This is a genomic window from Actinoallomurus sp. NPDC050550, assembly GCF_040655075.1.
Lineage (GTDB): Bacteria > Actinomycetota > Actinomycetes > Streptosporangiales > Streptosporangiaceae > Actinoallomurus.
Genome location: NZ_JBFAJC010000002.1, coordinates 41,496 through 66,138, shown reverse-complemented (window position 1 = coordinate 66,138; position 24,643 = coordinate 41,496). Strand labels below are relative to the sequence as shown.

At 71.7% G+C, this 24,643-nt stretch carries 24 protein-coding genes and 2 riboswitches; of the genes, 6 read left to right on the top strand and 18 right to left on the bottom strand.

The features are described 5' to 3' along the window. Positions 1–46 precede the first annotated feature (46 nt). Positions 47–904 carry a lysophospholipid acyltransferase family protein gene (locus AB0I04_RS02585; RefSeq protein ID WP_360877789.1) on the bottom strand — a complete coding sequence of 286 codons (858 nt, stop codon included), beginning with the start codon at positions 902–904 and terminating at the stop codon, positions 47–49. Between the two features lie 487 nt (positions 905–1,391). Here AB0I04_RS02585 and AB0I04_RS02580 point away from each other — a divergent pair, with 487 nt between their 5' ends. Further along, positions 1,392–3,050: a zinc ribbon domain-containing protein gene (locus AB0I04_RS02580; RefSeq protein ID WP_360877786.1), complete on the top strand. Its 1,659-nt coding sequence runs from the start codon at positions 1,392–1,394 to the stop codon at positions 3,048–3,050. A gap of 142 nt (positions 3,051–3,192) precedes the next feature. Beyond that, positions 3,193–3,894, top strand: a complete 702-nt coding sequence (locus AB0I04_RS02575; protein ID WP_360877783.1) for a hypothetical protein — start codon at positions 3,193–3,195, stop codon at positions 3,892–3,894. A gap of 56 nt (positions 3,895–3,950) precedes the next feature. Here AB0I04_RS02575 and AB0I04_RS02570 read toward each other — a convergent pair whose 3' ends face one another. From AB0I04_RS02570 to AB0I04_RS02545, 6 genes are all read right to left on the bottom strand, one after another. Next, complete coding sequence (locus tag AB0I04_RS02570; protein WP_360877781.1) at positions 3,951–4,649, bottom strand: endonuclease/exonuclease/phosphatase family protein; 699 nt, start codon at positions 4,647–4,649, stop codon at positions 3,951–3,953. 7 nt (positions 4,650–4,656) lie between these two features. Next, positions 4,657–5,601, bottom strand: a complete 945-nt coding sequence (locus tag AB0I04_RS02565; protein WP_360877778.1) for an ROK family glucokinase — start codon at positions 5,599–5,601, stop codon at positions 4,657–4,659. Positions 5,602–5,617: 16 nt separating this feature from the next. Beyond that, positions 5,618–5,962, bottom strand: coding sequence for a hypothetical protein (locus AB0I04_RS02560; protein WP_360877775.1), 345 nt, complete (start codon positions 5,960–5,962; stop codon positions 5,618–5,620). Positions 5,963–6,074: 112 nt separating this feature from the next. Continuing rightward, positions 6,075–6,509, bottom strand: coding sequence for an SRPBCC family protein (locus AB0I04_RS02555; RefSeq protein WP_360877772.1), 435 nt, complete (start codon positions 6,507–6,509; stop codon positions 6,075–6,077). Positions 6,510–6,584: 75 nt separating this feature from the next. Continuing rightward, positions 6,585–7,352, bottom strand: a complete 768-nt coding sequence (locus tag AB0I04_RS02550) for a metallophosphoesterase (RefSeq protein ID WP_360877770.1) — start codon at positions 7,350–7,352, stop codon at positions 6,585–6,587. A 25-nt stretch (positions 7,353–7,377) separates the two neighbouring features. After that, positions 7,378–8,064, bottom strand: a complete 687-nt coding sequence (locus AB0I04_RS02545) for a copper homeostasis protein CutC (protein ID WP_360877767.1) — start codon at positions 8,062–8,064, stop codon at positions 7,378–7,380. Between the two features lie 321 nt (positions 8,065–8,385). Here AB0I04_RS02545 and AB0I04_RS02540 point away from each other — a divergent pair, with 321 nt between their 5' ends. After that, the gene (locus tag AB0I04_RS02540; RefSeq protein ID WP_360877764.1) at positions 8,386–10,146 is read left to right on the top strand and encodes a long-chain fatty acid--CoA ligase; all 1,761 of its coding nucleotides are present in this window, start codon (positions 8,386–8,388) and stop codon (positions 10,144–10,146) included. 201 nt (positions 10,147–10,347) lie between these two features. Here the strand turns inward: AB0I04_RS02540 and AB0I04_RS02535 are convergent, their stop codons facing one another. Then, complete coding sequence (locus AB0I04_RS02535) at positions 10,348–10,926, bottom strand: TetR family transcriptional regulator (protein WP_360877761.1); 579 nt, start codon at positions 10,924–10,926, stop codon at positions 10,348–10,350. A gap of 75 nt (positions 10,927–11,001) precedes the next feature. Here AB0I04_RS02535 and AB0I04_RS02530 point away from each other — a divergent pair, with 75 nt between their 5' ends. Continuing rightward, positions 11,002–12,204: an MFS transporter gene (locus AB0I04_RS02530; protein WP_360877758.1), complete on the top strand. Its 1,203-nt coding sequence runs from the start codon at positions 11,002–11,004 to the stop codon at positions 12,202–12,204. Between the two features lie 172 nt (positions 12,205–12,376). Here AB0I04_RS02530 and AB0I04_RS02525 read toward each other — a convergent pair whose 3' ends face one another. Both AB0I04_RS02525 and ftrA read right to left on the bottom strand, forming a co-directional pair. Next, positions 12,377–12,892, bottom strand: a complete 516-nt coding sequence (locus AB0I04_RS02525) for a DinB family protein (protein WP_360877755.1) — start codon at positions 12,890–12,892, stop codon at positions 12,377–12,379. A 109-nt stretch (positions 12,893–13,001) separates the two neighbouring features. Then, on the bottom strand, positions 13,002–13,976 hold the full coding sequence (gene ftrA, locus AB0I04_RS02520) for a transcriptional regulator FtrA (protein ID WP_360877753.1): 975 nt from the start codon (positions 13,974–13,976) through the stop codon (positions 13,002–13,004). 72 nt (positions 13,977–14,048) lie between these two features. Between ftrA and AB0I04_RS02515 the strand changes: the two genes are divergently transcribed. Next, a complete protein-coding gene (locus AB0I04_RS02515; RefSeq protein WP_360877750.1) occupies positions 14,049–14,510 on the top strand; it encodes a rhodanese-like domain-containing protein in 462 nt (153 codons plus the stop codon). Positions 14,511–14,613: 103 nt separating this feature from the next. On the opposite strand, the gene AB0I04_RS02510 is transcribed toward AB0I04_RS02515, so the two are convergent. Continuing rightward, entirely contained in the window at positions 14,614–15,735 is a 1,122-nt protein-coding gene (locus AB0I04_RS02510; protein ID WP_360878789.1) for a glycosyltransferase family 4 protein, read from the bottom strand. Positions 15,736–15,911: 176 nt separating this feature from the next. Between AB0I04_RS02510 and AB0I04_RS02505 the strand changes: the two genes are divergently transcribed. Beyond that, positions 15,912–16,577 (top strand): acetate uptake transporter, encoded by a 666-nt coding sequence (locus AB0I04_RS02505; protein ID WP_360877747.1) that lies wholly within the window; start codon positions 15,912–15,914, stop codon positions 16,575–16,577. 39 nt (positions 16,578–16,616) lie between these two features. On the opposite strand, the gene AB0I04_RS02500 is transcribed toward AB0I04_RS02505, so the two are convergent. From AB0I04_RS02500 to AB0I04_RS02470, 7 genes are all read right to left on the bottom strand, one after another. Beyond that, a complete protein-coding gene (locus tag AB0I04_RS02500) occupies positions 16,617–17,999 on the bottom strand; it encodes a M48 family metallopeptidase (RefSeq protein WP_360877744.1) in 1,383 nt (460 codons plus the stop codon). A 156-nt stretch (positions 18,000–18,155) separates the two neighbouring features. After that, a complete protein-coding gene (locus AB0I04_RS02495; protein ID WP_360877742.1) occupies positions 18,156–19,496 on the bottom strand; it encodes a hypothetical protein in 1,341 nt (446 codons plus the stop codon). 82 nt (positions 19,497–19,578) lie between these two features. Continuing rightward, positions 19,579–20,076 carry a C40 family peptidase gene (locus AB0I04_RS02490; RefSeq protein ID WP_360877739.1) on the bottom strand — a complete coding sequence of 166 codons (498 nt, stop codon included), beginning with the start codon at positions 20,074–20,076 and terminating at the stop codon, positions 19,579–19,581. Between the two features lie 57 nt (positions 20,077–20,133). Beyond that, positions 20,134–20,301: riboswitch (cyclic di-AMP (ydaO/yuaA leader) on the bottom strand. A 280-nt stretch (positions 20,302–20,581) separates the two neighbouring features. Further along, on the bottom strand, positions 20,582–21,559 hold the full coding sequence (locus tag AB0I04_RS02485; protein ID WP_360877737.1) for an NlpC/P60 family protein: 978 nt from the start codon (positions 21,557–21,559) through the stop codon (positions 20,582–20,584). A gap of 34 nt (positions 21,560–21,593) precedes the next feature. Then, a complete protein-coding gene (locus AB0I04_RS02480) occupies positions 21,594–22,604 on the bottom strand; it encodes an NlpC/P60 family protein (RefSeq protein WP_360877734.1) in 1,011 nt (336 codons plus the stop codon). 57 nt (positions 22,605–22,661) lie between these two features. After that, positions 22,662–22,793, bottom strand: a riboswitch (cyclic di-AMP (ydaO/yuaA leader). Positions 22,794–22,978: 185 nt separating this feature from the next. Beyond that, complete coding sequence (locus tag AB0I04_RS02475) at positions 22,979–23,170, bottom strand: hypothetical protein (protein WP_360877731.1); 192 nt, start codon at positions 23,168–23,170, stop codon at positions 22,979–22,981. A 222-nt stretch (positions 23,171–23,392) separates the two neighbouring features. Beyond that, entirely contained in the window at positions 23,393–24,637 is a 1,245-nt protein-coding gene (locus tag AB0I04_RS02470) for an NYN domain-containing protein (RefSeq protein WP_360877728.1), read from the bottom strand. Positions 24,638–24,643 lie beyond the last annotated feature (6 nt).

The following is a 24,643-nucleotide window of genomic DNA, read 5'->3' as shown; positions in this document are numbered from 1 at the left end:
TCGGATAGAGAGGGCTCTGATCAGCCCTTCCAGGGTCTTAGTATCGTCACTCTCCGCTCGTGGCGCCGCGCGCCCGCGCGTTGGAGGCCACCCGCTCGGCGTCGCGCTCCTCCGGTCCGCCGGTCTCGTCCCGCCCGCGCGCGGCGGGCTCAGGCTCTCCCGGCCCGCCCGCATCGGCCTCCGGTACCCGCGATCCGCCGTCGCCTGCCGACGCGGTCCCCTCCTCGGCCGCCGGGTCGTTCTTGACGTCGGAGGCGTACCGGTCGACGTACTCCTGGCCCGACAGCCGCATGATGGCGTACATGATCTCGTCGGTGACCGCACGCAGCACGGCCCTGTCGTGCGCCATCCCGTAGTACCGGGAGAAGTCGAGGGGCTCGCCGAACCGCACCTCCGGCCGCGGGCGCAGGCGTGGCAGCGTCCGCCCGGAGGGCATCAGCTCGAACGTGTTGATCATCGCCATCGGGATGACCGGCGCACGCGACTCGAGAGCGAGCCGGGCCACCCCGGTCTTGCCGCGGTAGAGCCGGTTGTCCGGCGCGCGCGTGCCCTCCGGATAGATGCCGAGCAGCCTGCCCTCCGCCAGGACGCGGAGGCCGGTCCGCAATGCGGCCTCGCTCGCCCGGCCGCCCGTACGGTCGATGGGCACCTGCCCGACGCCTCGGAAGAACATCCGGCTGACGAGGCCCTTCACGCCGGTTCCGGTGAAGTACTCCGCCTTCGCCAGGAAGGTGACCTTGCGCGGCAGCGGCAGGGGCCCGAAGAAGTGATCGGCGAACGACAGGTGGTTGCCGACCAGGATCGCGGGGCCACGGCGCGGCACGTTACGCGTCCCCTGTGCCCGTGGCCGCCAGACCAGGTACAGGAAGGGACCCAAGATCGCCTTGACGACCCAGTAGAACAACGTCCCGCCTTCCCCTACCCCCTGCCGTTAACCCGTCCGTGGGATGATAATCATCTTCCCATCTCAGGCCGGACACACCCACATCCGCACACGGCACGTTTTCGTCATCGCGAGGCGCAGCAGCCGTAGACTCACGGGCTTCCTTAGGGATCCGTGCGGTCGCTAGAGGGGTGTCGAGTTGCTGTGGTTGTTCCCGATGGCGCTTCGCCGGTAGGCGGTCGACGCCCCGACGGGCCGACTTCGCTCGGATTTTCGAATCATCGAGCGGATTGCGGATACGCATCGCTACTGTGCGTACATGCTTGGTCGCGTGTCGTCCGGTCGTGGCGTATGAGCCGTAAGCTTGCGCTGGCCGAGGGCCAGGTGGCGTGGACCGCGACCGCCCGCGTTCTACTGCGTGGTGGGGTGGATGAACGGACGGGTGAGGTGGTTTCGGCGCGGGTGGTGGCCGAGCGGGTGGGCTGGGGCAGCGGACCTGGTCGCTGGGATGGCCGCCGGTCTGCTGGCCGAGCGTTGGAACGCCGGTGATGTGGCCATGCTGGCCGCCGGGGTGGATGGCGCGGGCCGCGTCTTGCCGTCGAATGCGTGGATGGCGTTGCGCCGCTTGGGCTGGGGTGTGACCGTGCCCGACGGGGTGCGGGTCAATGACCGGATCGTGCGGTTTCCGGTCGATGTGTTCGAACTGGAGGACCCGCCAAACGCGGCCCGGATGCTGGTGCTGGCCGCAGTCGACCGCCAGCAGGCCACCCTGGAACGCGCCGACGACGACCCGGCCAGGGTGCTGCTGCGGCTGCAGTTGCCCACCCGCCCGGACCCTCGCTCCTACGCCGACTGGACCTGGGTGGCCTGCCCGCTCACGCTGCCGCCCACCGTCCCGCCGGATGCGGTACTGCACCTGCCCACACTGCGCCCCACCATCGGGTCGGCCAGTGGTGGCAGGGTGCACGCCGACCTGGCGTTCTCCCACCCCGTCCCCAAGACTGAACCGAAGGGTCACACGACGGCTCTGGGGGTCGACTGGGGCCTGAACACCCTGCTCAGCGCCGGGGCCTGCCGGTTGCATCCCGACGGCACCATCATCGCACTCGGGGCAAGGGCGATGTTCCGCGCCGGTGGAGTGACGGCCCGCCAGCACCTCCTCCGCCGCCACAGCGAACACCTGCACGCCAAAACCGACACCTACGAACGCCTCATCGGCAGCCAGGAGGATCATCACCTGACCGCCAAGCACGCCGTGCTGCAGGCCGAACGCCAGCACGTGGCTGACCGCCGGTCGGGCCTGAACGACGCGCTCGCCTGGTCGGCCGCCCGGTGGACGGTGGATCAGGCGATCGCGGCGGGGGCGAGTGTGATCTATGTGGAGGATCTGCGGTCGATGGAGGCCAAGGGCATGGGCCGCACCCTCAACACCCGCCTGTCCCAGGCAGCGCGTGGACAGATCGTCGCCAACATGCGGCACCTGGCCACCGAGGCCGGCATCGCCGTGGTCACCGTGCCACCGAAGAACACTTCCAAGCACTGCCCGCAGTGTCTGCTGCCGCTGCGGCACTGCAAGGCCCCCGACCGGCCCACCATCCCCGGATGGAAATGGGCGATCTGCCCCAACCCCGACTGCGGCTGGCAAGGCGACCGCGACCACGGCGCATGGCGGCGCATCGCCGCCCGCGGCCTGACCCACCAGACCAAAACCACCGTCGACCGCGCCACCGGCCAAATGGCCATCGGCCGCGTGATCGACACGTTCGAAGCGGGCGCGGTCATCACCTCGACCGCACCCGAGCAACACCAGACCAGTGGGGATGATCGGTCCAAGACCGGACCGACCCCGCGCCGATCTTCACGCCCCGCGCCCAGGCGACGCGGGGCACCCTCCACCCCCGGCCCCCAAAGGCCGGCGGGTCAGCGTCCGGAGGGACACGCTCACACGGACCACAGACCGCCCCGCGCGGCCTGCCGGTACCAGGGCGTCCGCACCACCACCGTGCACACGATCAGCTCAACCACCCCCACCACCCGCCGGAACCGGTCACGGCACCGGCCCAAGGGAGCGGCACTGGGCGCAGGCTTCCACCTCCACGCCCACGCCACCCCACCCCGGTGGACAGATCCCCCAGTCGTAACACTTAATGTGACTACGGATCCCTAAGCTGATCAGAGACGCTCATCTTGAAGCGTCGGCCGACGGCAGTTTCGAGGGGAGGCGCCATGGCGTTGACGCCGTACGTCCGGTCGTCCACGACCGACGTGCCGCACGACGGCCTGGCCACGATGCGACGGGAGACCGGGGTATGAGTCGGCGCGGCAACGGGCTCACGGCGGACTCCTATATTCCGTTGGCCGACCTGGCTCCGCAGCTCGCCGACGCGATGCTGGCCGCGCTCCGGGAGGCGGGCATCGCCGCCTATGCGGTGCCGGCACCGGGCACGACCGGCGGCTACCTCGACGTGCGGCTGCCGGAGGAGCCCACCGACCGGCTGTACGCCGACGCGGCGGCCAAGCAGGCCGCCGAGGACATCCTCGAACGACGCCTCCCCGAGCTTCGCGCGGACTACGCCAACTCGCGCGACGAGGACGAGATCTTCGCCGAGATCGTCGCCGGGTTCGACCGGCCCGCGGACGGCGACGAGGTGCCCTGGCCCGCTGAGGAGAACATCGACGAGGCGCCCGAGGAGTCCGGCGGCGGGTCCGGCGACGACACCGGTCCGGAACGCACCGCGACGGCCCGGGTCGTCAAGCCCGCCTCCGAGGACGAGGAAGAGCACTTCGTCCCCCCGCCCCCGCCGCCGCTGCCGAAGGCGGACCCGATGACCAAGTTCGCGTGGATCGCGCTGCTGGGCGGGCCGCTGTACCTGGTGCTGTCGGTGTTCCTCGGCTGGTCGGTCCCGAGCTGGGCGGCGTTCGCCGCGGTCGCGGCGTTCATCGGCGGCTTCGTCGCGCTTGTCCTCCGCATGGGCGACGACCCTCCGGACGACGACGGCGCCGTCGTCTGATCTCCGCAGGCCCCGCACCTGGGGCGCCGCGAACCGCGCTCGCGGAGCGAGCGCCGTCAGACACGCAGTTCGGCGAGGACGGGGCGGTGGTCGGTGGCGGCCGGGTAGTCGGCGAGCAGATCGGGGTCGTCCGGCACACCGCAGCGGAGGACCTCGATGCCCTCGTCGGCGAAGACGCCGTCGATGCGGCGCCTCGGGTCTGCCGCGCTGAAGGTCTCCGGCAGCCCGTACGGCGAGATCGCGCCCGCGTCCTGGAAGCGCCCGGCGAGGAGGTCCCAGGCGGGGCCTCCCGGCTGTTCGTTGATGTCTCCGGCGAGGACGACGGGCGCGCCGGTCTCGGCGCGGACCCGGTCGAGTTCGTCGGCGACCTCCTCCGCGTGCCGGCGGCGCGGCTCGGTGGCGAGGTCGAGGTGGACGCTGGCGGCGAGCAGGCGGACGCCGCGGACGTCGAACAGGCCGAGCACGAGGCCGCGACGGTGCAGGCCGGGCACGGGCGACAGCAGGCGGTGCCGCCCGCCGGCGGCCGTGGTCCGAGGCCCGGCGTACAACTCCAGCCCGGCGGCCCGTTTGAGCGCGATCGGGACCAGCGCCGCGTGCCGGGCGAGCCAGATCCGTCTCCGCTGCCAGAACAGGAAGCGCGGAGCCTCCTGCACGCAGAGGATGTCCGGCCGCAGGCACCGGACGACACGGACCAGCGCCGCCCGGTCGTCCCGCATCGACCGGATGTTGTAGCTGACGAGTCGGACGGTGACCATTCACTCCCTACCGGGAGCGGGCGAGGTCGGCGGCGCCGACGATGCCGGCGTCCGGGCCGAGCTCGGCGATCCTGATGTCGGCGAAGGGCCGGTGGCCCCGGCCGGTGAGGGCGTTCTCGAACGCGGCGCGCGCCGGCTCGAGCAGCAGGTCGCCCGCCTCCGACAGGCCGCCGCCGATGACGAACGCCCCGGGGTCGAGGATGGCGGCCAGGTCTGCGAGGCCCTGCCCGACCCAGCGGGCGACGCTGCGGAAGCACTCCAGCGCCGCGCTGTCGCCCTCACGCGCAGCCTCGGTGATCTCGGGGCCGCTGATGCCCTCGGGGCTGCCGCCGAGCTCGAGGAGCCGGCCGGCGAGCGCCGGGGACACTCGGGCGAGCTCCCGGGCCTCGGCGACCAGGGCGTTGCCGGAGGCGTACTGCTCCCAGCAGCCGCGGTTGCCGCAGCCGCAGCGCCGGCCGTCGGGGACGACGCGGTAGTGCCCGAACTCGGCGCCGATGCCGAACCGGCCGCGGTAGAGCTCGCCGCCGAGGATCAGGCCGCCGCCGATGCCCGTGCCGAGGGTGATGAGGACCATGTGGTCCTCGCCCCGGCCGGCGCCGAACTTCGCCTCGCCCCAGGCGGTGGCGTTCGCGTCGTTCTCGACGACGACGGGCAGGCCGACCACGCCCTCGACCTTCTTCTTGATGGGCTCGTCGCGCCAGGCCAGGTTGGGCGCGAACAGCACCGTGGACCGGCTCTCGTCCACGAACCCGGCGGCGCCGAGGCCCACCGCCTCGACCTCGCCGAATTTCGCCTTGAGGATGTCGACGACCTCCGCGATCACGCGGGCCGTCTCGTGCGGGCTGGTGGACGGCGTCGGGCGCCGTACCTTCTCCAGAATCCGCCCATGGTCGTCGACCACACCGGCGGCGACCTTCGTACCGCCGACATCAACACCAATGGTCAGCGTCATGGACGCTTCTCCTCCGTCAACCCGTCGCCGTGCCGGCGCCCGCAGGGTCGTCGCCCGCCGCGCGGGGGCGCGGCCGCGTGCGCTCGAACCCTGCCATCGCCTCGCGGACCGCCGAGTAGAGCTGCTCACCCGCCGCCATCACGTGGGAGAGGACCTCCGGCCCCGACTCCCGGGACGCCGCGATCGCGCGGCACACCGGGCAGTAGCGGCACTCCGCCGCTCCCGTGTGCTCGCTCCAGGCCTCGCTGGTCGCCTCGCTCCACACGTCATCCTTGGGGGCGCTGCCGGCGTTCCACTTCCGGCGGAGCGTGTCGACGAGGCGCACGGCCTCGAAGAGCACGGATGGTGGCTGCTCACTCATTGGTCATCATCTACCTATCGTTCGGCGTGAAACCGTACCGCCCCGCGGCGTATGCCCGCGCCATGGGGTGCGCCGGTCGCGGCCTCGCCCATCGTCGGATCCCGTCGCATGGCTATTCCTCGACGCGTCGCTTGAGCCCCTTGAGGGCCGTGTCGATGATGCGTTTCTCCGCCTTCCGCTTGACCATGCCGATCATGGGCACGCGCACGTCGACGGCGAGCTCGTACGTCACCTCGGTCTCGCCGCCGTGCTCGGCGAGCCGGTAGGCGCCGGTCATGCCGGTCAGCATCGTGCCGCGCTCCGCGAGGTGCCAGTGCACCGCCTCGTCGTCGTCCCAGTCATAGGCCAGGACGTAGGTGTCCTTGATCGGTCCGGCCTCCAGCGTGATCCGCACCTGTTCGGCGCGGCCGTCGTCCCTGGTGGCGACGACCTCGGCCGCGGTGATTCCTTCCGCCCATTCAGGGTATTCCGCAAAATCGGCGATAACCGCCATGATCTCCGGCTTTCCAGCCTTGATCGTGATGCTGGAGCTCGTACGGTCCGCCATGGACGTTTCCCTCTTTCAAGCTGATTATCGGGCGGAAATGGGCACCGCGTCACTGCCTTGAGCGGAGCGTAGCGGCTACCACTCGAGAACGTACGGAACCCCGCGCGCGCGGAAGTGTCCGACGTTCACGCATTCCGTCCGCCCGATGCGGGTCCGGCGGACGAGCGGCTGGTGGACGTGCCCGAACAGCACGTACTTCGGCTGAGCCTCGTAGATCATGCGCAGGACCGCCTCGCTCCCGCGTTCGAAACGCCGCGCGACCGTGTCGTACAGCAGCTCGGGCACGGCGGGTGGAATGTGGCAGCACAGCACGTCGACCTCACCGACCGCGGCGACCTTGGCCGCGAAGATGTCGTCGTCGAGCTCGTACGGGGTGCGGTATTCGGTGCGCAGACCGCCCCCGACGAAGCCGAAGCGCAGGCCGTCGAGCTCGACCGTCTCTCCGTCGAGCACCCGCTGGCCGGCCCGCATGCTCTCCGGCCACAGGCGGGGGATGTCGACGTTCCCGTAGGTGAGGTACGCCGGCGTCGGCATCGCGCCGAACAGCTCCTTGTACTGCCGGCGCACCGCGGCCTCGATGTACGGCCCGGCGTCGCCCTCCAGCGTCGCCCACATCGACCGGGAGAACGCCCGTGCCTCCTCGAAGCGCTTCTGGGTGCGCAGTTCGATGAAGGTCTCGGCGTGCTCCTCGCCGAACAGCTCGGCGAAGATGCCCTTGCCGTGGTCCTCGTAGTCGATGAACAGGATCAGATCGCCGAGACAGATGAACGCGTCGGCCCCGTCACCGGCACGGACGAGCGCGTCGGCCCGTCCGTGCACGTCGCTCACCACATGAACCCGCATGCGCCAACTGTATGACTTGTCGGGATCAACGCTCGGCGGCGGCGTCGACGAGGGCGCGCCACTCGCGGACGCGGGCGGCGTCGACGGGCGTCTGTCCCGCCGCTGCCGGGCGTACGGCGTCCTCGACCTGGAAGGCGCGCACGCCGGCCGCCGCGAGAACCGCCACGTGCCGGCGCCGCAGGCCGCCCCCCACGAGCATGAGCCGCGCGTCGCAGGCGGCCCGGCGTACCAGCGCGTCGATCCCGGGCTCGACGCCGCCCGCTGCTCCGGCGCACAGGACGGAGTCGAGCCCGCGCAGCACGCGCATCTCGCGCCAGGCGGCCGCGGGGTCCACCGCGTGGTCGATCGCGCGGTGGAACGTCCACGGCAGCGGCAGCACGGCGTCGGCGAGCCGTGCGGTGGCGGACAGGTCGACGGTCCCGTCGGCGTGGAGGAAGCCGAACACGAAGCCGTCCGCCCCTGCGGACGCGTGCGCGCAGGCGGCCCGGCAGAGCCGGGCGAGCTCCGGCTCGGTCGTGCGGAAGCCGCTCTTGGCCCGGAGCATCACCCGGATCGGGAGCGACGTCGTCTTGCGCATCGCGGCGACCGTCTTGGGATCGGGCGACAACCCGCCGGACTGCCGCTCGGCAACGGCCACGATCCGGTCGGCGCCTCCCGTCTCGGCCGCCTCGGCGTCCACCTCGTTCATCGCGATCACCTCGAGCAGCGCCATCGTCTCCCCCGGGTCCAGCCCCCACGACCACCGCGGCCGACGCGTATTCTGGCCTCCGCCCGGCCCCCGACGCCTCTGACCTGGCCCTCCTTTGGCGTTTCTCGGCGATCCCGTTACCGGACCCGTCTCCGGGCCGGGACCGCCGCGTGCTTCGCGCCAATCACTCCCGGACGTCGGGAAGGAGAACAGCGATCAACGGACTCGTTCACGCGTGGTAAGAAGAAATGCGAGACGTGTCACGCGTCGAAGGCTACCGATCAGTATCTTGAAGCGGTAGCGTCCGTGCGACCAATGGCCGCCGCACTCAGCTGAGGAGTAGTCGTGCGTGAGTACAGCGTTCCCGCGCAGGTGACGATCGTCGATTCGGCGAACCTCACCGGCACGCTCTTCTCGCGGGCCGCCGAGGAGCCGGACCGCGTCGTCCTCCGCCGTAAGGACGGCGCGGGATGGCGCGACGTCACCGCCCGGGAGTTCGCCGACGAGGTCACCGGTGTCGCCAAGGGGCTGATCGCCGCCGGTGTGGAGCCGGGCGACCGCGTGGCCATCATGTCGCACACCCGGTACGAGTGGACCGTCGCCGACTACGCCATCTGGACCGCCGGCGGCATCACCGTGCCGATCTACGAGACGTCCTCGGCGTCGCAGGTCGAGTGGATCCTCGGCGACTCCGGCACCAAGGCGGTCTTCGTCGAGACCGACGACCACGAGAAGGCGGTCGAGACCGTCCGGGAGCGGCTGCCCGAGCTGGCGCACGTCTGGCGGATCGACGCCCTTCCGACCGGCGAGGTCTCCGATGAGGACCTGGCGGAGCGGCGCGAGGCGCGGGCCGCCGCCGACCTGGCGACGATCATCTACACCTCGGGCACCACCGGCCGCCCCAAGGGCTGCGAGATCACCCACGCCAACCTCCTCGCGACGGCGCGGAACACCACCGAGGGCGCGCTCACGGAGGTGTTCGGCCTCCGCGACGGCTCGACGCTCCTGTTCCTCCCGCTCGCCCACGTCTTCGCACGCCTCATCGAGGTCGGCTGTATCGAGGCCGGGGTCACCCTCGGCCACACCCCCGACGTGACGAACCTCGTCGACGACCTGGGGTCCTTCCAGCCGACGTTCCTGCTCGCGGTGCCGCGCGTGTTCGAGAAGGTCTACATCGGCGCCGAGCAGAAGGCCGTCGCCGACGGCAAGGGCCGCATCTTCCGCATCGCGGCCGACACCGCGATCGCCTTCAGCCGGGCCGAGTCCCCCGGCCTCGGGCTGCGGCTCAAGCACGCCCTGTTCGATCGGCTCGTGTACGGCAAGCTGCGCGCCGCGGTCGGCGGGCACGTCACCCACGCGGTGTCGGGCGGCGCGGCGCTCGGCGAGCGGCTCGGCCACTTCTTCGACGGCGTCGGCATCAGCATCCTCGAGGGGTACGGCCTGACGGAGACGACCGCCCCGATAGCGGTCAACATGCCCAGCGGCAACCGCATCGGCACGGTCGGCAAGCCGATCCCCGGCACCACGGTCCGCATCGCCGACGACGGCGAGGTCCTCGCCAAGGGGCCGAACGTCTTCGCCGGCTACTGGCACAACGAAGAGGCGTCCAAGCAGTCCCTGGAGGACGGCTGGTTCCACACCGGCGACGTGGGCGAGCTCGACGGCGACGGCTACCTGAGGATCACGGGCCGGAAGAAGGAGATCATCGTCACGGCCGCCGGGAAGAACGTCGCACCCGCGCCGCTGGAGGATCGCCTGCGCGCCCACCCGCTGATCAGCCAGTGCATGGTGGTCGGGGACGGCCGGAAGTTCATCGGCTGTCTCGTCACCCTCGACCCCGAGGCACTGGAGCAGTGGAAGCAGCAGCACGGCAGGACGTCGCTGTCCATCGCCGAGGCAGTCAAGGACCCGGACGTGCTCAAGGAGATCGACGCGGCGGTGGCCGACGCCAACGCCACGGTCTCCCGGGCGGAGGCGATCAAGAAGTACCGTCTCCTCGACGTCGACTTCACGGAGGAGTCCGGGCACCTCACCCCGACGCTCAAGGTCAAGCGGAACCTCGTGGAGCGGGACTTCGCCGCCGAGATCGAGGCGCTCTACGCCTAACCGGCGATCCGGTGGTCCGGGCGTGCCCCACCCGGACCGGCTGTCCGCTGTGACCGCCCGCCCGGGGCCGTTGCCGCGATGTGCCGCGCCTGCCCTGACCGGCTGGTCCGACGCGACCCGCCCACCTGGGGCCGTTGCCGCGGCGTGAGCCGCCTGCCCGGACCGGCTGCTCCGGCGTGATCCGGCCGTCCGGCCGGAGACTCAGACCGACGTGCGCCGGGCGACCGCCGACCGGGCGAAGTCGATCAGATGGGCGCGAATCGCGTCCTTGTCGTCGGCGTCCGGCCCCAGGATGAGCCGCGCCATCTGCGGTACGGCGTTGGGCCAGGTCGCCATGCCGCACAGGGTCAGCAGGGTGCGTCCGACGTCACCCGAGGGCTCGGCTCCCAGACCGGTCGCCAGCCTCTCCAGCTTCTCGCGGTAGTGGGCGCGCCGCCCCTCCTCGAAGTCCCGCTGGTCGCCGTACTGCAGCGCCTCCCACAGCATCAGGCGCAGCAGGTCCGGGTGCGCCCGGTGGTAGTCGTACATGCGCGCGACATAGTCACCGACGTCGTCGACGTCCTGGGTGACCATCTCGACGACCTCGTCCAGCACCTGGCTCATGACGGCGTCGAACAGCTTCTCCTTGTTGCCGAAATGCCCGTAGATGCGCTCCTTGTTGACTCCCGCACGCTCAGCGATGCGGTCGACCCGGGCCCCGGCGATGCCGTAGGCCGCGAACTCAGCCCGCGCGGCGGTGAGCAGGGCTTCTCTGGTGGCTTCGGCGGTGGATCTCGGCATGGCATGAGCCTATCCGATTTCTCCGTCCAACTGGTTGGTTGACCTCCAACCGGTTGGTTGGCTATCGTTCCGGCCATGACGACGTTGATCTCCTCGAACCGCGCCGCCGCCCCGGAGGCCAACGCCCCGGCGACGACGGCCCACGCCCCGTTCCTGCCGACCCTGGTGACGTTCGTGGCGACGGCGCTCCTGGCCACCGGCCAGCTGTACGGCGTGATCCCCCTGCTGGGCGCGATGGGCCGGGAGTGGCACGCCCCCGCCTCCGCGCTGACGTGGATGGCGAGCGCGTTCGGCTTCGGATACGCCGCCGGGTTCCTCGTGTTCGGGCCGCTGTCGGACCGCTTCGGGCGGCGCCGGATCATCGTGACGGGCATCGCCGCGACGGCGGTGACGACCACCCTGGTGAGCCTGGCCCCCGGCCTCGGCGCGGCGATCGCCCTGCGGGTGCTGCAGGGGATGACGACGGCCGCCTTCGCGCCCGTCGCGTTCACCTACATCGCCGAACGCGTCGAGCAGCGTCACCGCGCCACGTTGTTGTCGGCGGTGATCGGAGCGTTCCTCGCCTCGGCGGTGTTCGGTCAGCTCGCGGCCCAGGGCATCGCGGCGGTGGCGGGCTGGCGCGCGGTGTTCGCGGTCTTCGCGGTGGCCTTCGCCCTGGTCGCGGCGGCGCTCCGGAAGGTCATGCTACCCGGCCACCCCGGCACCGCCGGCTCCCCGCTGGACGCCTACCGCGCCATGCCGAGACTCCTGGCCCACCGGCGGCTCATCCCCCTCTACCTCGCCACGCCGGTCGTCCTCGGCTCGTTCGTGGCCCTCTACACGGGCCTGGCCCTGACCGGCGCGGCCGGCGGAGCAGCGGCCCTGCTCGCGCTCCGCGCCGCCGCGCTGCCCGCGATCCTCGCGATCCCCTTCGTGACGCCCGCGCTGCAGCGCTTCGCCGGAACGCACCGGGCCACCGGCGCCCTGACGCTGACCGCCGTGGCCGCCGCGCTCATCGGGTTCACCCACCCGGGCACGCTGGGCCTCGCCATCCTGCTGAACGCCTTCGTCGCCGGCGTCGGGCTCACCGCTCCGGCCCTCATCGAGACCATCGGCGGCCACGCCGGTCCCGCGCGGGGCACCGCGGTCTCCCTGTTCACCTTCATCCTGTTCGTCGGCGCCAGCGTCGGCCCGCAGGTCGCCGGGGCGCTGAGCGCCCACGGCCTGCCCGCCCTCGCGTACGTCCTCGGCGCCCTGCTCGCCCTCGGCGCGACGCTCACCCTGACCGCCCGCCGCTGAGCACGAGCACCGAGGTCGACGGCGACCGCACCCGCGCTCAGGCGGGCGCGGTCGCCGTGCGGGGATTCGATCCGGGACCTCGGTGCCATAGGAGATCACGCTGCACGCGCGGAGGCGGCAAGGCGGCGCCCCTGCCTCGAACCGCGATCACGTACGACCATCCACGACCGGCTCAGCCCATGGACTTGGCGCCGTCCAGGGACTCGCGGATGATGTCCGCGTGGCCGGCGTGCTGCGAGGTCTCGGCGATCACTTGGAGCAGCACCGTGCGCGCCGACCATCGGGCGCCCGGCTCGAACCACGGCCGCTCCGGCAGCGGCTGGGTGGCGTCCAGGTCGGGCAGCGCGGCCACGATCTCCTCGGTACGGCGCGCCACCTCGTCGTACGCCTCGAGCAGCCCGGCGATGGTCTCCCCCTCGCCCATGCGGAACCCCGCCGCCCAGTCCTCCGGATCGCCGGTCTCCATGGCGCTCGGTCCCTCGACGATGAAGCCCGCCCACCGCCGCTCGACGTCGGTGACGTGCTTGATCAGCCCGCCGAGGCACAGCTCGCTGACCGTCGTGCGCCGGGCGGCCTGCTCGTCCGTCAGGTCGCGGAGCGTGAACCGCAGGAAGTGCCGGCTCTTCCGCAGGCCCGCCAGGAGGTCCACCCGCTCGCCCGTGAGGGTGGTCTCGCCGTTCGTTGTCATGATCGCTGCCTCCGTGGCCATCTGGAACGTCCGTCGGAGACGACGCTACGCTGCCATGCGGACAGTTTCCGGCCTCAATTCGAACCCGGTCCGCTCGGCGGTACCCCCGTCACACCGTCGCGGTGAAGGCACGGCGGTAGGCCGACGGTGACGTGCGCATCGCCCGTACGAAGTGCGAGCGGTAGGTGACCGGACTGGCGAACCCCACGGTGCGGGCGATCTCCTCGACCGGCGCGGCGGTCTTCTCCAGGAGCGGCAGGCTCGCCTGGATGCGCTGGTCGATCAGCCAGCGGGTGGGGCTGGTCCCGGTGCACCGCGCGAAGTGGCGCAGGAAGGTACGGGCGGACATGTGCGCGCGACGCGCGAGGACGTCGACGGTGATCTCCTCGCGCAGGTTGGCCATCACCCATGTCATGGCCTGGGCGATCCGGTCGTCGCCGGCGTCCCTGGGCACGGGCGCCTCGATGAACTGTGCCTGCCCGCCGTCGCGATGCGGCGGGACGACGAGCCGCCGCGCCACCGCGTTGGCGACGCTCGGCCCGTGGTCCCGGCGGACCAGGTGTACGCACAGGTCGAGGCCCGCCGCGCTTCCGGCGCTGGTCAACACGTCGCCGTCGTCGATGTAGAGGACGTCGGGATCGACCCGGACGAGCGGAAATCGGCGGCGCAGCAGGTCGGCGTACTGCCAGTGGGTGGTCGCCGGGCGGTGGTCCAGCAGACCGGCGGCGGCCAGCGCGAACGCCCCCGAGCAGATGGAGACGATCCGGGCGCCCCCGTCGTGCGCCCGGCGCAATGCGGCCACCAGTTCCGGCGAGCACTCGCCCCGTACGTCGCTCACGCCGGGCACGATGACGGTCTCGGCCGCGGCGAAGACGTCCAGGCCGTGCTCGGTGTGGACGGTCGCACCGCCGACGATGGGCACCGGGCCGGGCCGCTCGGCGCAGACCGTCAGGCGGTACCACGGCACGTCCAGCTCCGGCCTCGGCAGGCCGAACACCTCGGTGACGATGCCGGTCTCGAACGGGGACATCCCCTCGTAGGCGAGCACCGCGACCGTCGCACCGGGCTTCGGCTGGATCCGCATGGCGGGATCCTATCGATGGGCGGCATCCACGCCACTGTCCGAGGACGCACGCCGTCGGCCACGATCGTCGGCATGTCGAATGTTCTCGCCACCGCGCCGGCTCCTCCGGAGGAGGCCGCCCGCCACTTCGCCGCACGTCTGGCCTTCGAGACGGACGTGTCCGACGTCCATACCGACCTGGAGGCCGGCGTGCCCGGCCTGGTCGTCGTCGACTCCCGCAGCACCGAGTCCTGGGCGCAGGGCCACCTGCCGGGGGCCGTGCACCTGCCGACGGCACTGATCACCGAGCGGGCGCCCCTGCTCGTCCCCCACGACGCGACCGTCGTCACCTACTGCTGGGGCCCCGGGTGCAACGGGGCGACCCGCGCCGCGCTGACCTTCGCCCGCCTGGGTTACCGGGTGAAGGAGATGATCGGCGGCTACGAGTACTGGGCGCGCGAGGGGTTCGCCGTCGAGACCGCGACCGGCCGGGTCAGCACGCCCCCCGACCCCCTGACCGCCCCAGTGGCGGCGGGCGCGGTCTGCGGCTGCTGATCACCCCTTGGTGGGCGGCCACCACGGTCCGGTGGCCGCGGGCGCGGTCTGCGGCTGCCGATCACCCCGCGGCGGGCGGCCACCGCCGGTTGCGCCATGGTCGTTACAGGAGGGCGGAGAAACGGGCGGCCTGGACCTCCCAGCGCCACTCTCGCTCCACCCAGGAACGTCCTCGCTTGCCCATCGCCTGCGCCGCGGACGGGTCGCGCAGCAGGCCGATGACGGCCTGGGCGATCGCGCGGACGGAGCGGCCGTCGACCACGACGCCGGTCTCGCCGTCGAGGACGGCGTCGGGCGCGCCGCCCGAGTCGCCCGCCACCACCGGGAGCCCGGTGGCGGACGCCTCGAGGTAGACGATGCCGAGCCCCTCGACGTCGAGGCCGCGCCGACGGGTCCGGCAGGGCATGGCGAACACGTCGCCGGCGTCGTAGTGCGCCGACAGCTCTTCCCAGGGGACGGCGCCCGTCAGCCGTACGGCGTGGGCGACGCCCAGCTCGACGCGAAGCCGTTCCAGGTCGGCGCGGTACGGGCCGCCGCCGACGATCAGCAGGGTGGCGTCCGGCACCGCGCGCAGCACGTGCGGCCAGGCGTGGATCAGCGCGTCCTGGCCCTTGCGCGGGACCAGGCGGGAGACGCACACGACGACGGGCCGGTCCGCCAGGCCGTGCCGCGCCCGGATCTCCTCGCCGCCCGCGCCGGGGCGGAACACCGTCTCGTCGACGCCCGGGGCCAGCCGCCGCATCCGCGTGACCGCCGAGGGCGACAGCGCGCGGGCCATCCGGCTGAGGGTGTAGTCCCCCAGGTAGGTCAGGACGTCCACCTCGTCGCCGATCCGGCGCAGCAGCCGCCGCGACCCGGGCAGGGCAGCCCAGCCCGCCTCGTGGCCGTGCGTGATGCCGACGAACCGGTCGACGCCCGACCGCCGCAGCGGCGCGGTGAGCAGTCCGAGGGGTGCCGCCGCGCCGAAGACGACCGAGTCGCAGCCCTCCGCCCGGACGATCTCGCGGGCGCGCCGCAGCACCGCGGGCACGGGGAGCATCAGCGTCGTCGGATGCCGGACCACCGGGAACGGCTGCGCCGCGTCGAACTCCGCCGCGCCCTCCCACGCGGGCGCGTACACGACGAGCGAGCCCGGCGGCCGGCGGACCGCCAGGTTGTGCACGAACGCCTGGATGCCGCCCGGCCGGGGCGGGAAGTCGTTGGTCACGACGAGCGTCTTCCTCATCATTGCCAGCATCGCACGAGTGATCGGATTGACCTGACGCGCCCCCGTGACCAATGCGAAACACGGAGTTAGTGTTAAGGCGCGTCATTTGTGGCCGCCCATCCCCGCCGGGCCCGCGATGTTACGGACCTGACGAGGCACGGCGGTGGGAGCTTCACGACGAGGAGGAGCCACCCATGACCGAGACCCCCCGACCCCCGACCACCCCGCCATCCGGGATCGCCGACCCCGCCCCGCTCGGGCTCGCGGCGTTCGCCCTCACCACGTTCCTTCTCTCCGCCAAGAACGCCGGGTGGACCGACGGCACGGACGCCTGGCTCGGATACGCGTTCGCCTACGGCGGGCTCTGCCAGCTGCTCGCCGGCATGTGGGAGTTCCGCAACCGGAACGTCTTCGGAGCCACCGCCTTCTCGACGTACGGCGGGTTCTGGATCGGCCTGGCCCTGTACGTCCACTGGGTCGTGCCGACGGCCGCCGCGACGGCCGCGGCCACGAAGGCGAACCCGGAGGACCTGGTCCAGAACGACCTCGGCTGGATCCTGCTGGCGTTCGCGATCTTCAACACGTACATGCTCCTGTGGAGCACCCAGGTGAGCACGGCGGTGTTCGGGGTGTTCCTCACCCTGGAGCTGACCGAGATCATCCTGTTCATCGGCAACCTCTCCCACAGCAGCGGCACGGTGAAGCTCGGCGGCTGGATCGGCGTCCTCACCGCCCTGGTCGCCTGGTACACCTCGGCGGCCGGCGTCGCGAACGGAATGGGCGGCCGGCTCGCCCTGCCCGTCGGCGGGCCGCTCGGCGCCCGCCCGGCCGTCGCCACCACCAGCCCCGTCACCGAATAACCGGCGCACTCACCGCCCGTACGCCCCTGGGCTCGAAGTTCAGGGGCGTGCGGGCGGCGGCACGGGGACGTGGTGCAGGCGCGCCCAGGCCCGTCCCATCGCGATGCGCTCCGGCCCCGAAGGATGGGTGTTCCACAGCGCGTAGGCGAACGGGTTCGGCGACAGGTCGTCGAGGTCGGTCACGCCGAGGGACCGCTGCATCGCCGTGAACGTCGCCGGGTCGCGCGTCAGGTCGAGAGAGTGCACGTCGGCCCGTGCCTCGATGCGGCGGCTGATGAGATTCTCCGCGGGCCCGGCGATCTGGGTCAGGACGGTCACCGCGGCCAGCAGCAGCGCGGTGGAGCGCGGGTCGGCCGCCGAGCGCACGCCCGCGCGGCGCAGCAGCCGCGGCGAGGTCATCGCCAGGTAGAGGACGCACGCGCCGACCGCGACCCCGATGCCGCCGACGAGGGTCCCCGTCAGCACGTCGTTCCGCTTGGCGTGGCCGAGCTCGTGCGCGACGACGGCTTCGACCTCCTTCGGCGACTCCGACACGAGGAGGGTGTCGTAGACCACGATCCGCCGGGTCGACCCGAATCCGGAGACGTAGGCGTTCAGCGTGGTGGTGCGCTTGGACGCGTCGGCGACCAGCACGTCGCGGACCGGCACGCCGTCCGCGCGGGCCATCCGGAGCAGATCCGTCCGCAGCGGTCCGGCGGGCATCGAGGTGAAGGAGTTGAACAGCGGCTCGACGACGACCGGGTAGGCGTACGAGACCGCCGTGACGAGCAGGAACCCGCCCGCGGCCGCCGCCGCCCACCAGTGGCGGGGGAAGCGGTGGATCAGCAGGTGGAGCCCCACGAGCGCCACGATCCAGATGACGAGGCTCACCCCGAAGCCCGTGAGCTGGTCGGTGAGCCACGACCCCCAGTTCTGGGTCGACAGGTGATAGCGCCGCAGCACGGACTCCGACCACGCGGCGAAGGGCAGCGTGATGAGCTGGGTCAGCGTGGAGAGCACGACCGCGACGGCGACCACCCGCACGGTCCGCCGCCACAGCGGGACGTTCGCACCCGCCGTGGCGGACCGGCGTGACCCGGTGACCAGGCCGAGCAGCCGGCCGCCCCAGGGCGTCAGCCCCAGGCCGAGGACGACGACCAGGCCGACGACGAGCGAGGCGTACGCGGGGGGATCCAGCGCGGCGCTGAAGGCCTCGCTGCGCGCCATCTGGTCCCGGGTGAAGTCGAGCGCCGGGTCGGCGGCGATCCGGCCGCCGGGCAGCGGATGCCAGGGCGTCACCACCGCGGCCACGACGACGAGCAGCGCGCCGAGCACCGCCGCGGCGACGGCGGCGGTCCGCCGGGAGCCCTCCGACGGCGCTGCGCGGCCGGGTTCGCGATCGGACACGAGAGCGGACGGCGACGCACCGCCCGGCTCCGTCACGCGAGCTCCTCGCGCAGAGAGCCGCCCCGCCACCACGCCGCAAGCTCCGCTGTGGGCTTCATACCGTCCCGCTCCATCACGTGAGCTCCTCGCGCAGGCAACCGCCCCGCCACCACGCCGCAGGCTCCACTGTGGGCTTCATATGGCCCGGTTCGGTCACGTGAGCTCCTTGCGTAGGTAGGCGCGCCACTGCGCGGCGAACTCGCTCGAACGTATGCCGAGTACCGCCCGCAGGGCGCGGTCCTCGATCCGCGGGTCGCCCGCGTCGCCGGGCTCCGCCTCTGCGGTCCGGTACAGCCGCACCAGCCGACCCTCTCCATAGCGTTCCGCGATCATCCGGCACGCCAGCCATGCCTCCTCGTACGCGGCGGACAGGCGCTCGCCCGAGCCGCTGAACGCGTTCCGGTCCGGTGGCGCGGCCGGCACGTCACCGGCGGCCAGTTGCGCGGCGAGCTCGCGTCCCGCCGCACGCGTCGAGACGCCGGCCTTCTTGTAACCGACGTAGTCGGCGAGTCCTTCGATCAGCCACATGGGAGTGCGGCTGTCGCGGGCGCCGCCCATCGCCACGTGCACGAGCTCGTGGGTGAGCACGACGTGCCGTCCCAGTCCGTTCAGGCGGTCGAACGCCGTGGGGGTGATGATGACGCGATCGGCGCCGTGCTCCGAGTCGCCCGCCGTGCCGCTGACGGTGGCGAGCGCGGCGATGTCGCCGAGGTTCCGGACGTCGCCGACGAGCTCTTCGGCCTCCTGCTCCGTCGCCGGCGCGAAGGCGACGACCTGGCGTGACCAGCGGTCGCCGACGACGTCGGAGACCAGGCCGACGCCGGTGTCGAGCCGGCGGGCGATGTCGCGCAGCTCGGCGGTCCGCGTCTCCGGGCCGTCGGTGGCACCGGTGCCGTCCGCGACTCCGGTGTCGTCCTCGCCGATGACGAGGCTTCGCCGGCCGTGGATGACGGTGAGGGCGCCGCCGTCCCAGATCTGCGGGTCGTCGCGCAGGCCGTGCGTGGACCCGTCGCCGGACACGACCCAGCCCGCGTCCTTACTCCGGCCGAAGGTGAGGTACTGGGTGTAGGCGACGTCGGCCGCGTCGAAACCGCCCAGCCGGTAGGTGAGCGTCAGCCGGGCCGTCCAGCCGTCGTCGGCAGCGGCCGCGGCGCGGGTGTCCGCGAGCGACTCGCGCCAGGTCGCCAGGGGGATCTTCGTCAGGTTGTCGAACAACGTCTCCTGCCCGGCGCGGAACGCCTGGACCGACGGGTCGACGGTGGCGAGGAAGGCCGCGCGGTCATGGGCGAGGACCGCGCGGGAACGGCGCTGCAGGATGGCCGTCACCGTGGCCGTGCTGGGCGTGGGCGCCGCCGTGGCGCTGCGCAACGACGCGGCCGTACGGCCGGCGCCGTGGTGCAGCGCGACGTAGCCGACCGCGGTGACCAGGTTCAACGCGATCGCCACCCCGGTCAGCGCGGCGACCCGTGACTGCCCGGAGCCCGCCGACGACATGCGCGCGATAGTAGCGGGCGAAACTGAGAAGCCGGGGCCGCCCACCTGGACGACCCCGGCGAATCGAGCCGGTTCAGCCGGCTCAGTACGGGCGAGCCGCGCCGTAGAACTCGCTCCGGTAGTAGCTGTTGTTGTCGATCCGGACCTGCTTGATCTGCGTGCCGGTGTGCGACGCGTGGATCATCCAGATCTTGTGGCCCTTCACCTTGGAGATGATCCCGGTGTGGTTGTTGTAGTTGAAGTACACCAGGTCACCGACGGCGAGGTTCTGCCAGCGGATGTGCAGCTTGATGTGCCGGTGCTGCTGGCCCGCGGTGCGCGGCAGGCGGACGCCCGCCTTGCGGTAGGAGTACTGCACCAGACCGGAGCAGTCGAACGTCCTGGGGCCGGAGCCCCCGTAGCGGTACCACTTGCCGATCTGCTTACGCGCGACGGAGACCGCCTTCAGACCGACCTTGTGACGCTGGCTCCAGGACTTGTGCTTCTTCTGCGCCGTGACGGTGGTCGACTGGGGGGTCGCGGCGTGCGCCGCGGGGACCGTCAGGGCGATGGGTGCGAGGACCGCACCCGCGGCCACCATGCCTCCGGCGAGGCGCAGGCGCAGGGACGAAGCGGTCGAGGGGTTGCGAGACAGGGGTCTCTCCTTCCACTACGCCTACCGGGTTAGCTGTCGGGTTCGGACGTGGAAGCCGCCCTACGGCATGCCTGTGGGAGAACAGGCGCCCCGATTCACCCCCGTGAAGCCGCGCTCGTGCGCGGTTGGGTCCCCGGTTCCGCGTGCCCGCGGATTAGGCGTTCACGGTCACCCGCGGCCCCCGTCGGACCACGTCGGTGATGACCGTTTCTCTGCATTTCTGACAATCCGGAACCGGCCCGCCATCAGGGCGCTGTCCCTAGCGCCGCCTCTGGCGGAGACCCCGTCCGGTCGAGCGGCGCATGGCGTGCGCCGCAGGTAACACTCCGCACCGTCCCCCGGTGCGGAAGATCGCGATGACGTGACAGGCGGGCCGGATGCGCTCCGTGCCCCCGGTGAACCGGGTCTCTGCCCGGCCTGCCGCGTCCGCTGTTCAGTTGTCCGGCGGTCCTCAGACCAGCCGGCCGCCGCCCACCCAGGTGGAGGTGTACCAGGCGTCGCTCAGGTTGGAGATCTTCACGACGTCGCCGGTGTGCGGGGCGTGGAGGAACTTGCCCTTGCCGATGTAGATCCCCATGTGCCCGAGGTCGTGGAAGAAGACCAGGTCGCCGGGCTGCAGGTCCGCCTTGGACACCCGCTGGCTGGCGTCGTACTGGTCCGGCACCCAGTGGTTGAGCTTGATGCCGACCTTGGCGAAGGCCACCATCGTCAGCCCGGAGCAGTCCCAGACGTTCGGGCCCGACCCACCGAAGACGTACGGCTTGCCGAGCTGGGCACAGGCGAACTTCAGCACGATCTCCGCCTTGCCCGAGGCGAGGATCGAGCAGTTCTCCTTGGAGCTGCCGGGGTCGATGTTGCCGCCGAGCTTGGCGATCAGTTTCAGCTGCTTCTTGACGGCCGCGTCGGCCTGCGACTTCTGCTGCTCGAGCTGGGTCTTCTTCGTCTTGAGCTGCTGGGCCGCCTGCACGCGCAGCGCCTGCTCCCGCTCCAGCCGCTGGGCGGAGGCGAGGTACTGCTGGAACTCCGCCGAACGGTTGTGCGCGATCTGCGTGAACGCCGACATCTGCGAGAGCACGGCGTCCGGGTCCTTCGAGCCGAGCAGCTGGGGGATCGAGCCGTTGTCCCCGGTCTTGTAGGCGTCGACGGCCAGCTGGGCGACCCGCAGCCGCAGCGCCTGGAACGTCTTGCGCTCGGCCTGCACCGACTTGGCCAGGGCGTTGACCCGGCCCTGAGCGGCCTTGTAGTCCGCCTTGGTCTTGTTGTACTGGTTGCCGAGCTGGTCGACCTGGTCGTTGAGCTTCGCCAGCTGCTTCTTCGCCCCGCCCAGTGAGGAGGCGGGGTCGGCGTGCGCCGGAACGGCGGGCAGGGACAGCCCGGCGGCGGCGATGAACCCGGCGGTCGTGACGGACCATCGCGCGGTTCTGGACATGATCGTACGCTCCTTGGCCATGGTGATCGTGTCCTTAGAGCGCGCCCGCGCCGACGTAGTGCGAGCTGTACCAGACGTTGCTCAGGCTGTCGATCTTCACCCACGACCCGGTGTGCGGCGAGTGGATGAACTTGCCGCCGCCGACGTAGATGCCGACGTGCCCGAGGTTGTCGAAGAAGACCAGGTCGCCGGGCGACAGGTTGGCCCGCGAGACCCGGCTGGTCGCGTTGTACTGGTCGGGGACGACGCGCGGGATGCTCACACCGGCCGCAGCGTAGGCCGCCATCGTGAAGCCGGAGCAGTCGTAGCGCGGGCCATTGCCGCCGTAGAGGTACGGGGTGCCGCACTTGCTGTAGGCCCACACCAGCACGGTGCGCGCCTTGCCGGTCGCCGATCCCGTGTAGCCGCCGCCGCAGTTGCTCGGCATCGGACCGCTGTCGTCACCGCCGCCACCGGTGTCGGCAGCGGGGCCCAGCTTCTTGATCAGGGCCTTCTGCTGCTCGATCGTCTTCTCGATGTTCTTCTTGCCGGCGAGTGCGGCGTTCTTCTTCTGCGCCAGATCGGTCTCGGCCTGCTTGGCCTGCGACTCCTGCCGCTGCAGCAGTTGCGCGGCGTTCAGGAACTGGGTGAGCTCGGTGGAGCGGTTCTTCGACACCTGCGCGAACGCCGACATCTGGTCGAGGACGGACTGTGGGTCCTTGGCCGACACCAGGGTGGGGATGTCCGCGTCGTTCCCGCCGTTCTTGTACTGCGACGCGGCCATCTGCGCGACGCGGACCCGCAGGTCCGCCCAGGACTGCCGCTGCTGCTTGACCGAGGCGTTCAGCGCCTTGAGTCGCTTGTCGGCCGCCTCCCACTGGGACTTGGCCTTGTTGTAGACGTTGTCCTGCTGGTCGGCCTGTGAGTTCAGCTTGGTCAGCTTGGCCTTCGCCTGGCTCAGCGTCTGCTTCGGCTTCGCCTCCGCCGTGCCGACGGGCAGAACCAGGGCCGCCGAAGCGGCGATGCACAGGGTGGCCAGGACGCGACCGCCGATGCCGCCACTCACCGACCATCCGACGGCTGAGCCGTCGGCACTGCGCTGTGTTGCCACGATTGCGGCACGCCCCTCTCCCACTGACCGCCTACCGGGTTAGCTGACGGATTCGGGCGTGGAAGGCGCCCTACGGAGCGTGTGGCGCTCCGATTCACCCCGGAAACCTGGTTCCCCGGCTCGTCGTGTCGGTGAGAGGCTGGCGCCCGAACTACGGGCGACCTCACCGAACGTGACGACTCGGCGGTGGCCGTCGCCGTCGCCTGGGGGGCGACGAACCAGCGAGCGGCTCAGCGCGTGAGACTAGTCAAGTCTCACGCTGGTAACAACCGCTTCTCCTGGAATTCTAGCAATTCATATCATTCACGCAACACTGTGCGCGCGAATCGTCACGATGCGCGGTCGATGGAGATCGTCATCCGCAGGGGCGGGACGAGCCCCTCGGCGGCGAGAACTCCCAGCGCCCGACGTTCCAGCGGCCCGATCTTCAGGCCCGACGCCGGGATCAGCGGCATGGCGGAAACGACGCAATCGTCGCAGCCGACGTTGCGTACCTCACACTTCTCGCAGTCGATGAGCACGAATTCCTCCTCGTGTCTTCGTCATGACGAGACGTTAAGAGGACCCACCGACAAAAGGGCCCGGAGCGAGGACGACGCAGCGAGCGGAGTGGGCGGCCGAGGCACGAGGCCACCCGCGTAGCGAGTGAGGAGGACCGAGCGACCAGAAGGCACAGCGAGGACGACGCAGCGAGCGGAGCGGGCGGCCGAGGCAACGAGGCTGACCGAGGAACCGAAAGGCCGTCAGGTGCGGCCGAGGCGGCGCAGGAGGAGGGATGAGGGAGCCGGCCGGGCGTCGGCCCGCCGGGCGGAGTCGCAGACCTCCTGGTCGGAGGAGATGACCACGACGGCGCGCCCGCTGGGCTCCGCGCGTACGAGCTGGGCGATGAGCTCGTCGGCGGTCTGGCCCGGCGCGCTGAACAGCACGCGGACGCCGCGGGGCGCCTGGACGGCGACCGGGGCGTTCAGCTCCGCGCCGTCGAACACGCACGTCACCTCCGCCTTGGTCTGGGCGTGCAGCACGCCCAGGCCCGACACCAGGCGGGTCCGCTGGTCGGCCAGTGGCAGGTCGCCGTAGCCGGTCTTGGTGACGTTGTATCCGTCGACGATGAGGTGGACCTGCGGGAGGGTGAGCAGCTGGTCGAGGAGTGCGGGGTCGCTGTCGGCGAGGGCGCGCCCGGGCAGTGTGCGGTGCCCGGGGCGGGTCGGCGTGATGCCCCCGACGCTGTCGGCGGGCCGGGTGATGCCGGGAGGCAGCGCGATCTCGTCGCGGAGGCCCTTGGCGGCGTCGGTGAGGGCGTCCAGGAGGACGCGCAGCCGGGCCTCGTCGACGTTGCGGCCCTCCCGGGCGGCGCGCCGGGCGTTCTCCGCGGACGACTCGGCGTGGGACAGGCGGCTGCGCAGCCGGCGCAGCTCGGCCTCGGCGGTGGCCGCCGCGACGGACGCGGCCGTGCGCTCCTCGCCGAGGCGGCGGTCGAGGTCCTCCGCGCGCGCGTGCTCGCGTTTGGCCTTGCCCCGGGCTTCGTGCAGGCGTTTGCGGAGCTCGGCGTTCTCGCCGCGGAGGTCGCGCAGCTCCGCGCGGAGCCGGTCGGCCTCCTCGGAGCGGGTGGCCTTCGCGGCGGCGATCTGCTCGCGCAGCTCGGCCACCTGCCGGATGACCTTCGCCTCCTCGGCCGCCGTCGCCGACTGCTCGAGGTCGCGGCGCGCGGTATCGACCCGCTCCGCCCAGCCGGCAGGGCGGAGTAGGTAGGCGAGGGCGGCGACGGTGACGGGGTCGGCGGCCGGGGGCACCGTCCCCGCCAGGATCGCCTCGCCCAGCACGGGTTCGCTCTCTCGTACGACGTCGGCGACGCGCTCGCGGAAGGCGGTGTCGTCCTCGAGCTGGGTCGCGATGAGGGTGGCGGCGAGCCGGGCCCGGCGGCGCGGCTCGAACCGGGCGACGCGCCGGAGCGGTAGGGGTATCTCGTCGGGCCGGAGCGCGCCGATCACGTCGGC

Coding starts and splice junctions, on each gene's coding strand:
- AB0I04_RS02560 (WP_360877775.1), bottom strand. CDS start 5,962: ATGAGTGAGCAGCCACCATCCGTGCTCTTCGAGGCCGTGCGCCTCGTC.
- AB0I04_RS02535 (WP_360877761.1), bottom strand. CDS start 10,926: ATGCCGAGATCCACCGCCGAAGCCACCAGAGAAGCCCTGCTCACCGCC.
- AB0I04_RS02565 (WP_360877778.1), bottom strand. CDS start 5,601: ATGACGCTGACCATTGGTGTTGATGTCGGCGGTACGAAGGTCGCCGCC.
- AB0I04_RS02570 (WP_360877781.1), bottom strand. CDS start 4,649: ATGGTCACCGTCCGACTCGTCAGCTACAACATCCGGTCGATGCGGGAC.
- AB0I04_RS02510 (WP_360878789.1), bottom strand. CDS start 15,735: ATGAGGAAGACGCTCGTCGTGACCAACGACTTCCCGCCCCGGCCGGGC.
- AB0I04_RS02515 (WP_360877750.1), top strand. CDS start 14,049: ATGTCGAATGTTCTCGCCACCGCGCCGGCTCCTCCGGAGGAGGCCGCC.
- AB0I04_RS02490 (WP_360877739.1), bottom strand. CDS start 20,076: ATGGTGGCCGCGGGTGCGGTCCTCGCACCCATCGCCCTGACGGTCCCC.
- AB0I04_RS02525 (WP_360877755.1), bottom strand. CDS start 12,892: ATGACAACGAACGGCGAGACCACCCTCACGGGCGAGCGGGTGGACCTC.
- AB0I04_RS02555 (WP_360877772.1), bottom strand. CDS start 6,509: ATGGCGGACCGTACGAGCTCCAGCATCACGATCAAGGCTGGAAAGCCG.
- AB0I04_RS02505 (WP_360877747.1), top strand. CDS start 15,912: ATGACCGAGACCCCCCGACCCCCGACCACCCCGCCATCCGGGATCGCC.
- AB0I04_RS02580 (WP_360877786.1), top strand. CDS start 1,392: ATGGCCGCCGGTCTGCTGGCCGAGCGTTGGAACGCCGGTGATGTGGCC.
- ftrA (WP_360877753.1), bottom strand. CDS start 13,976: ATGCGGATCCAGCCGAAGCCCGGTGCGACGGTCGCGGTGCTCGCCTAC.
- AB0I04_RS02485 (WP_360877737.1), bottom strand. CDS start 21,559: ATGTCCAGAACCGCGCGATGGTCCGTCACGACCGCCGGGTTCATCGCC.
- AB0I04_RS02550 (WP_360877770.1), bottom strand. CDS start 7,352: ATGCGGGTTCATGTGGTGAGCGACGTGCACGGACGGGCCGACGCGCTC.
- AB0I04_RS02545 (WP_360877767.1), bottom strand. CDS start 8,064: ATGGCGCTGCTCGAGGTGATCGCGATGAACGAGGTGGACGCCGAGGCG.
- AB0I04_RS02495 (WP_360877742.1), bottom strand. CDS start 19,496: ATGTCGTCGGCGGGCTCCGGGCAGTCACGGGTCGCCGCGCTGACCGGG.
- AB0I04_RS02530 (WP_360877758.1), top strand. CDS start 11,002: ATGACGACGTTGATCTCCTCGAACCGCGCCGCCGCCCCGGAGGCCAAC.
- AB0I04_RS02575 (WP_360877783.1), top strand. CDS start 3,193: ATGAGTCGGCGCGGCAACGGGCTCACGGCGGACTCCTATATTCCGTTG.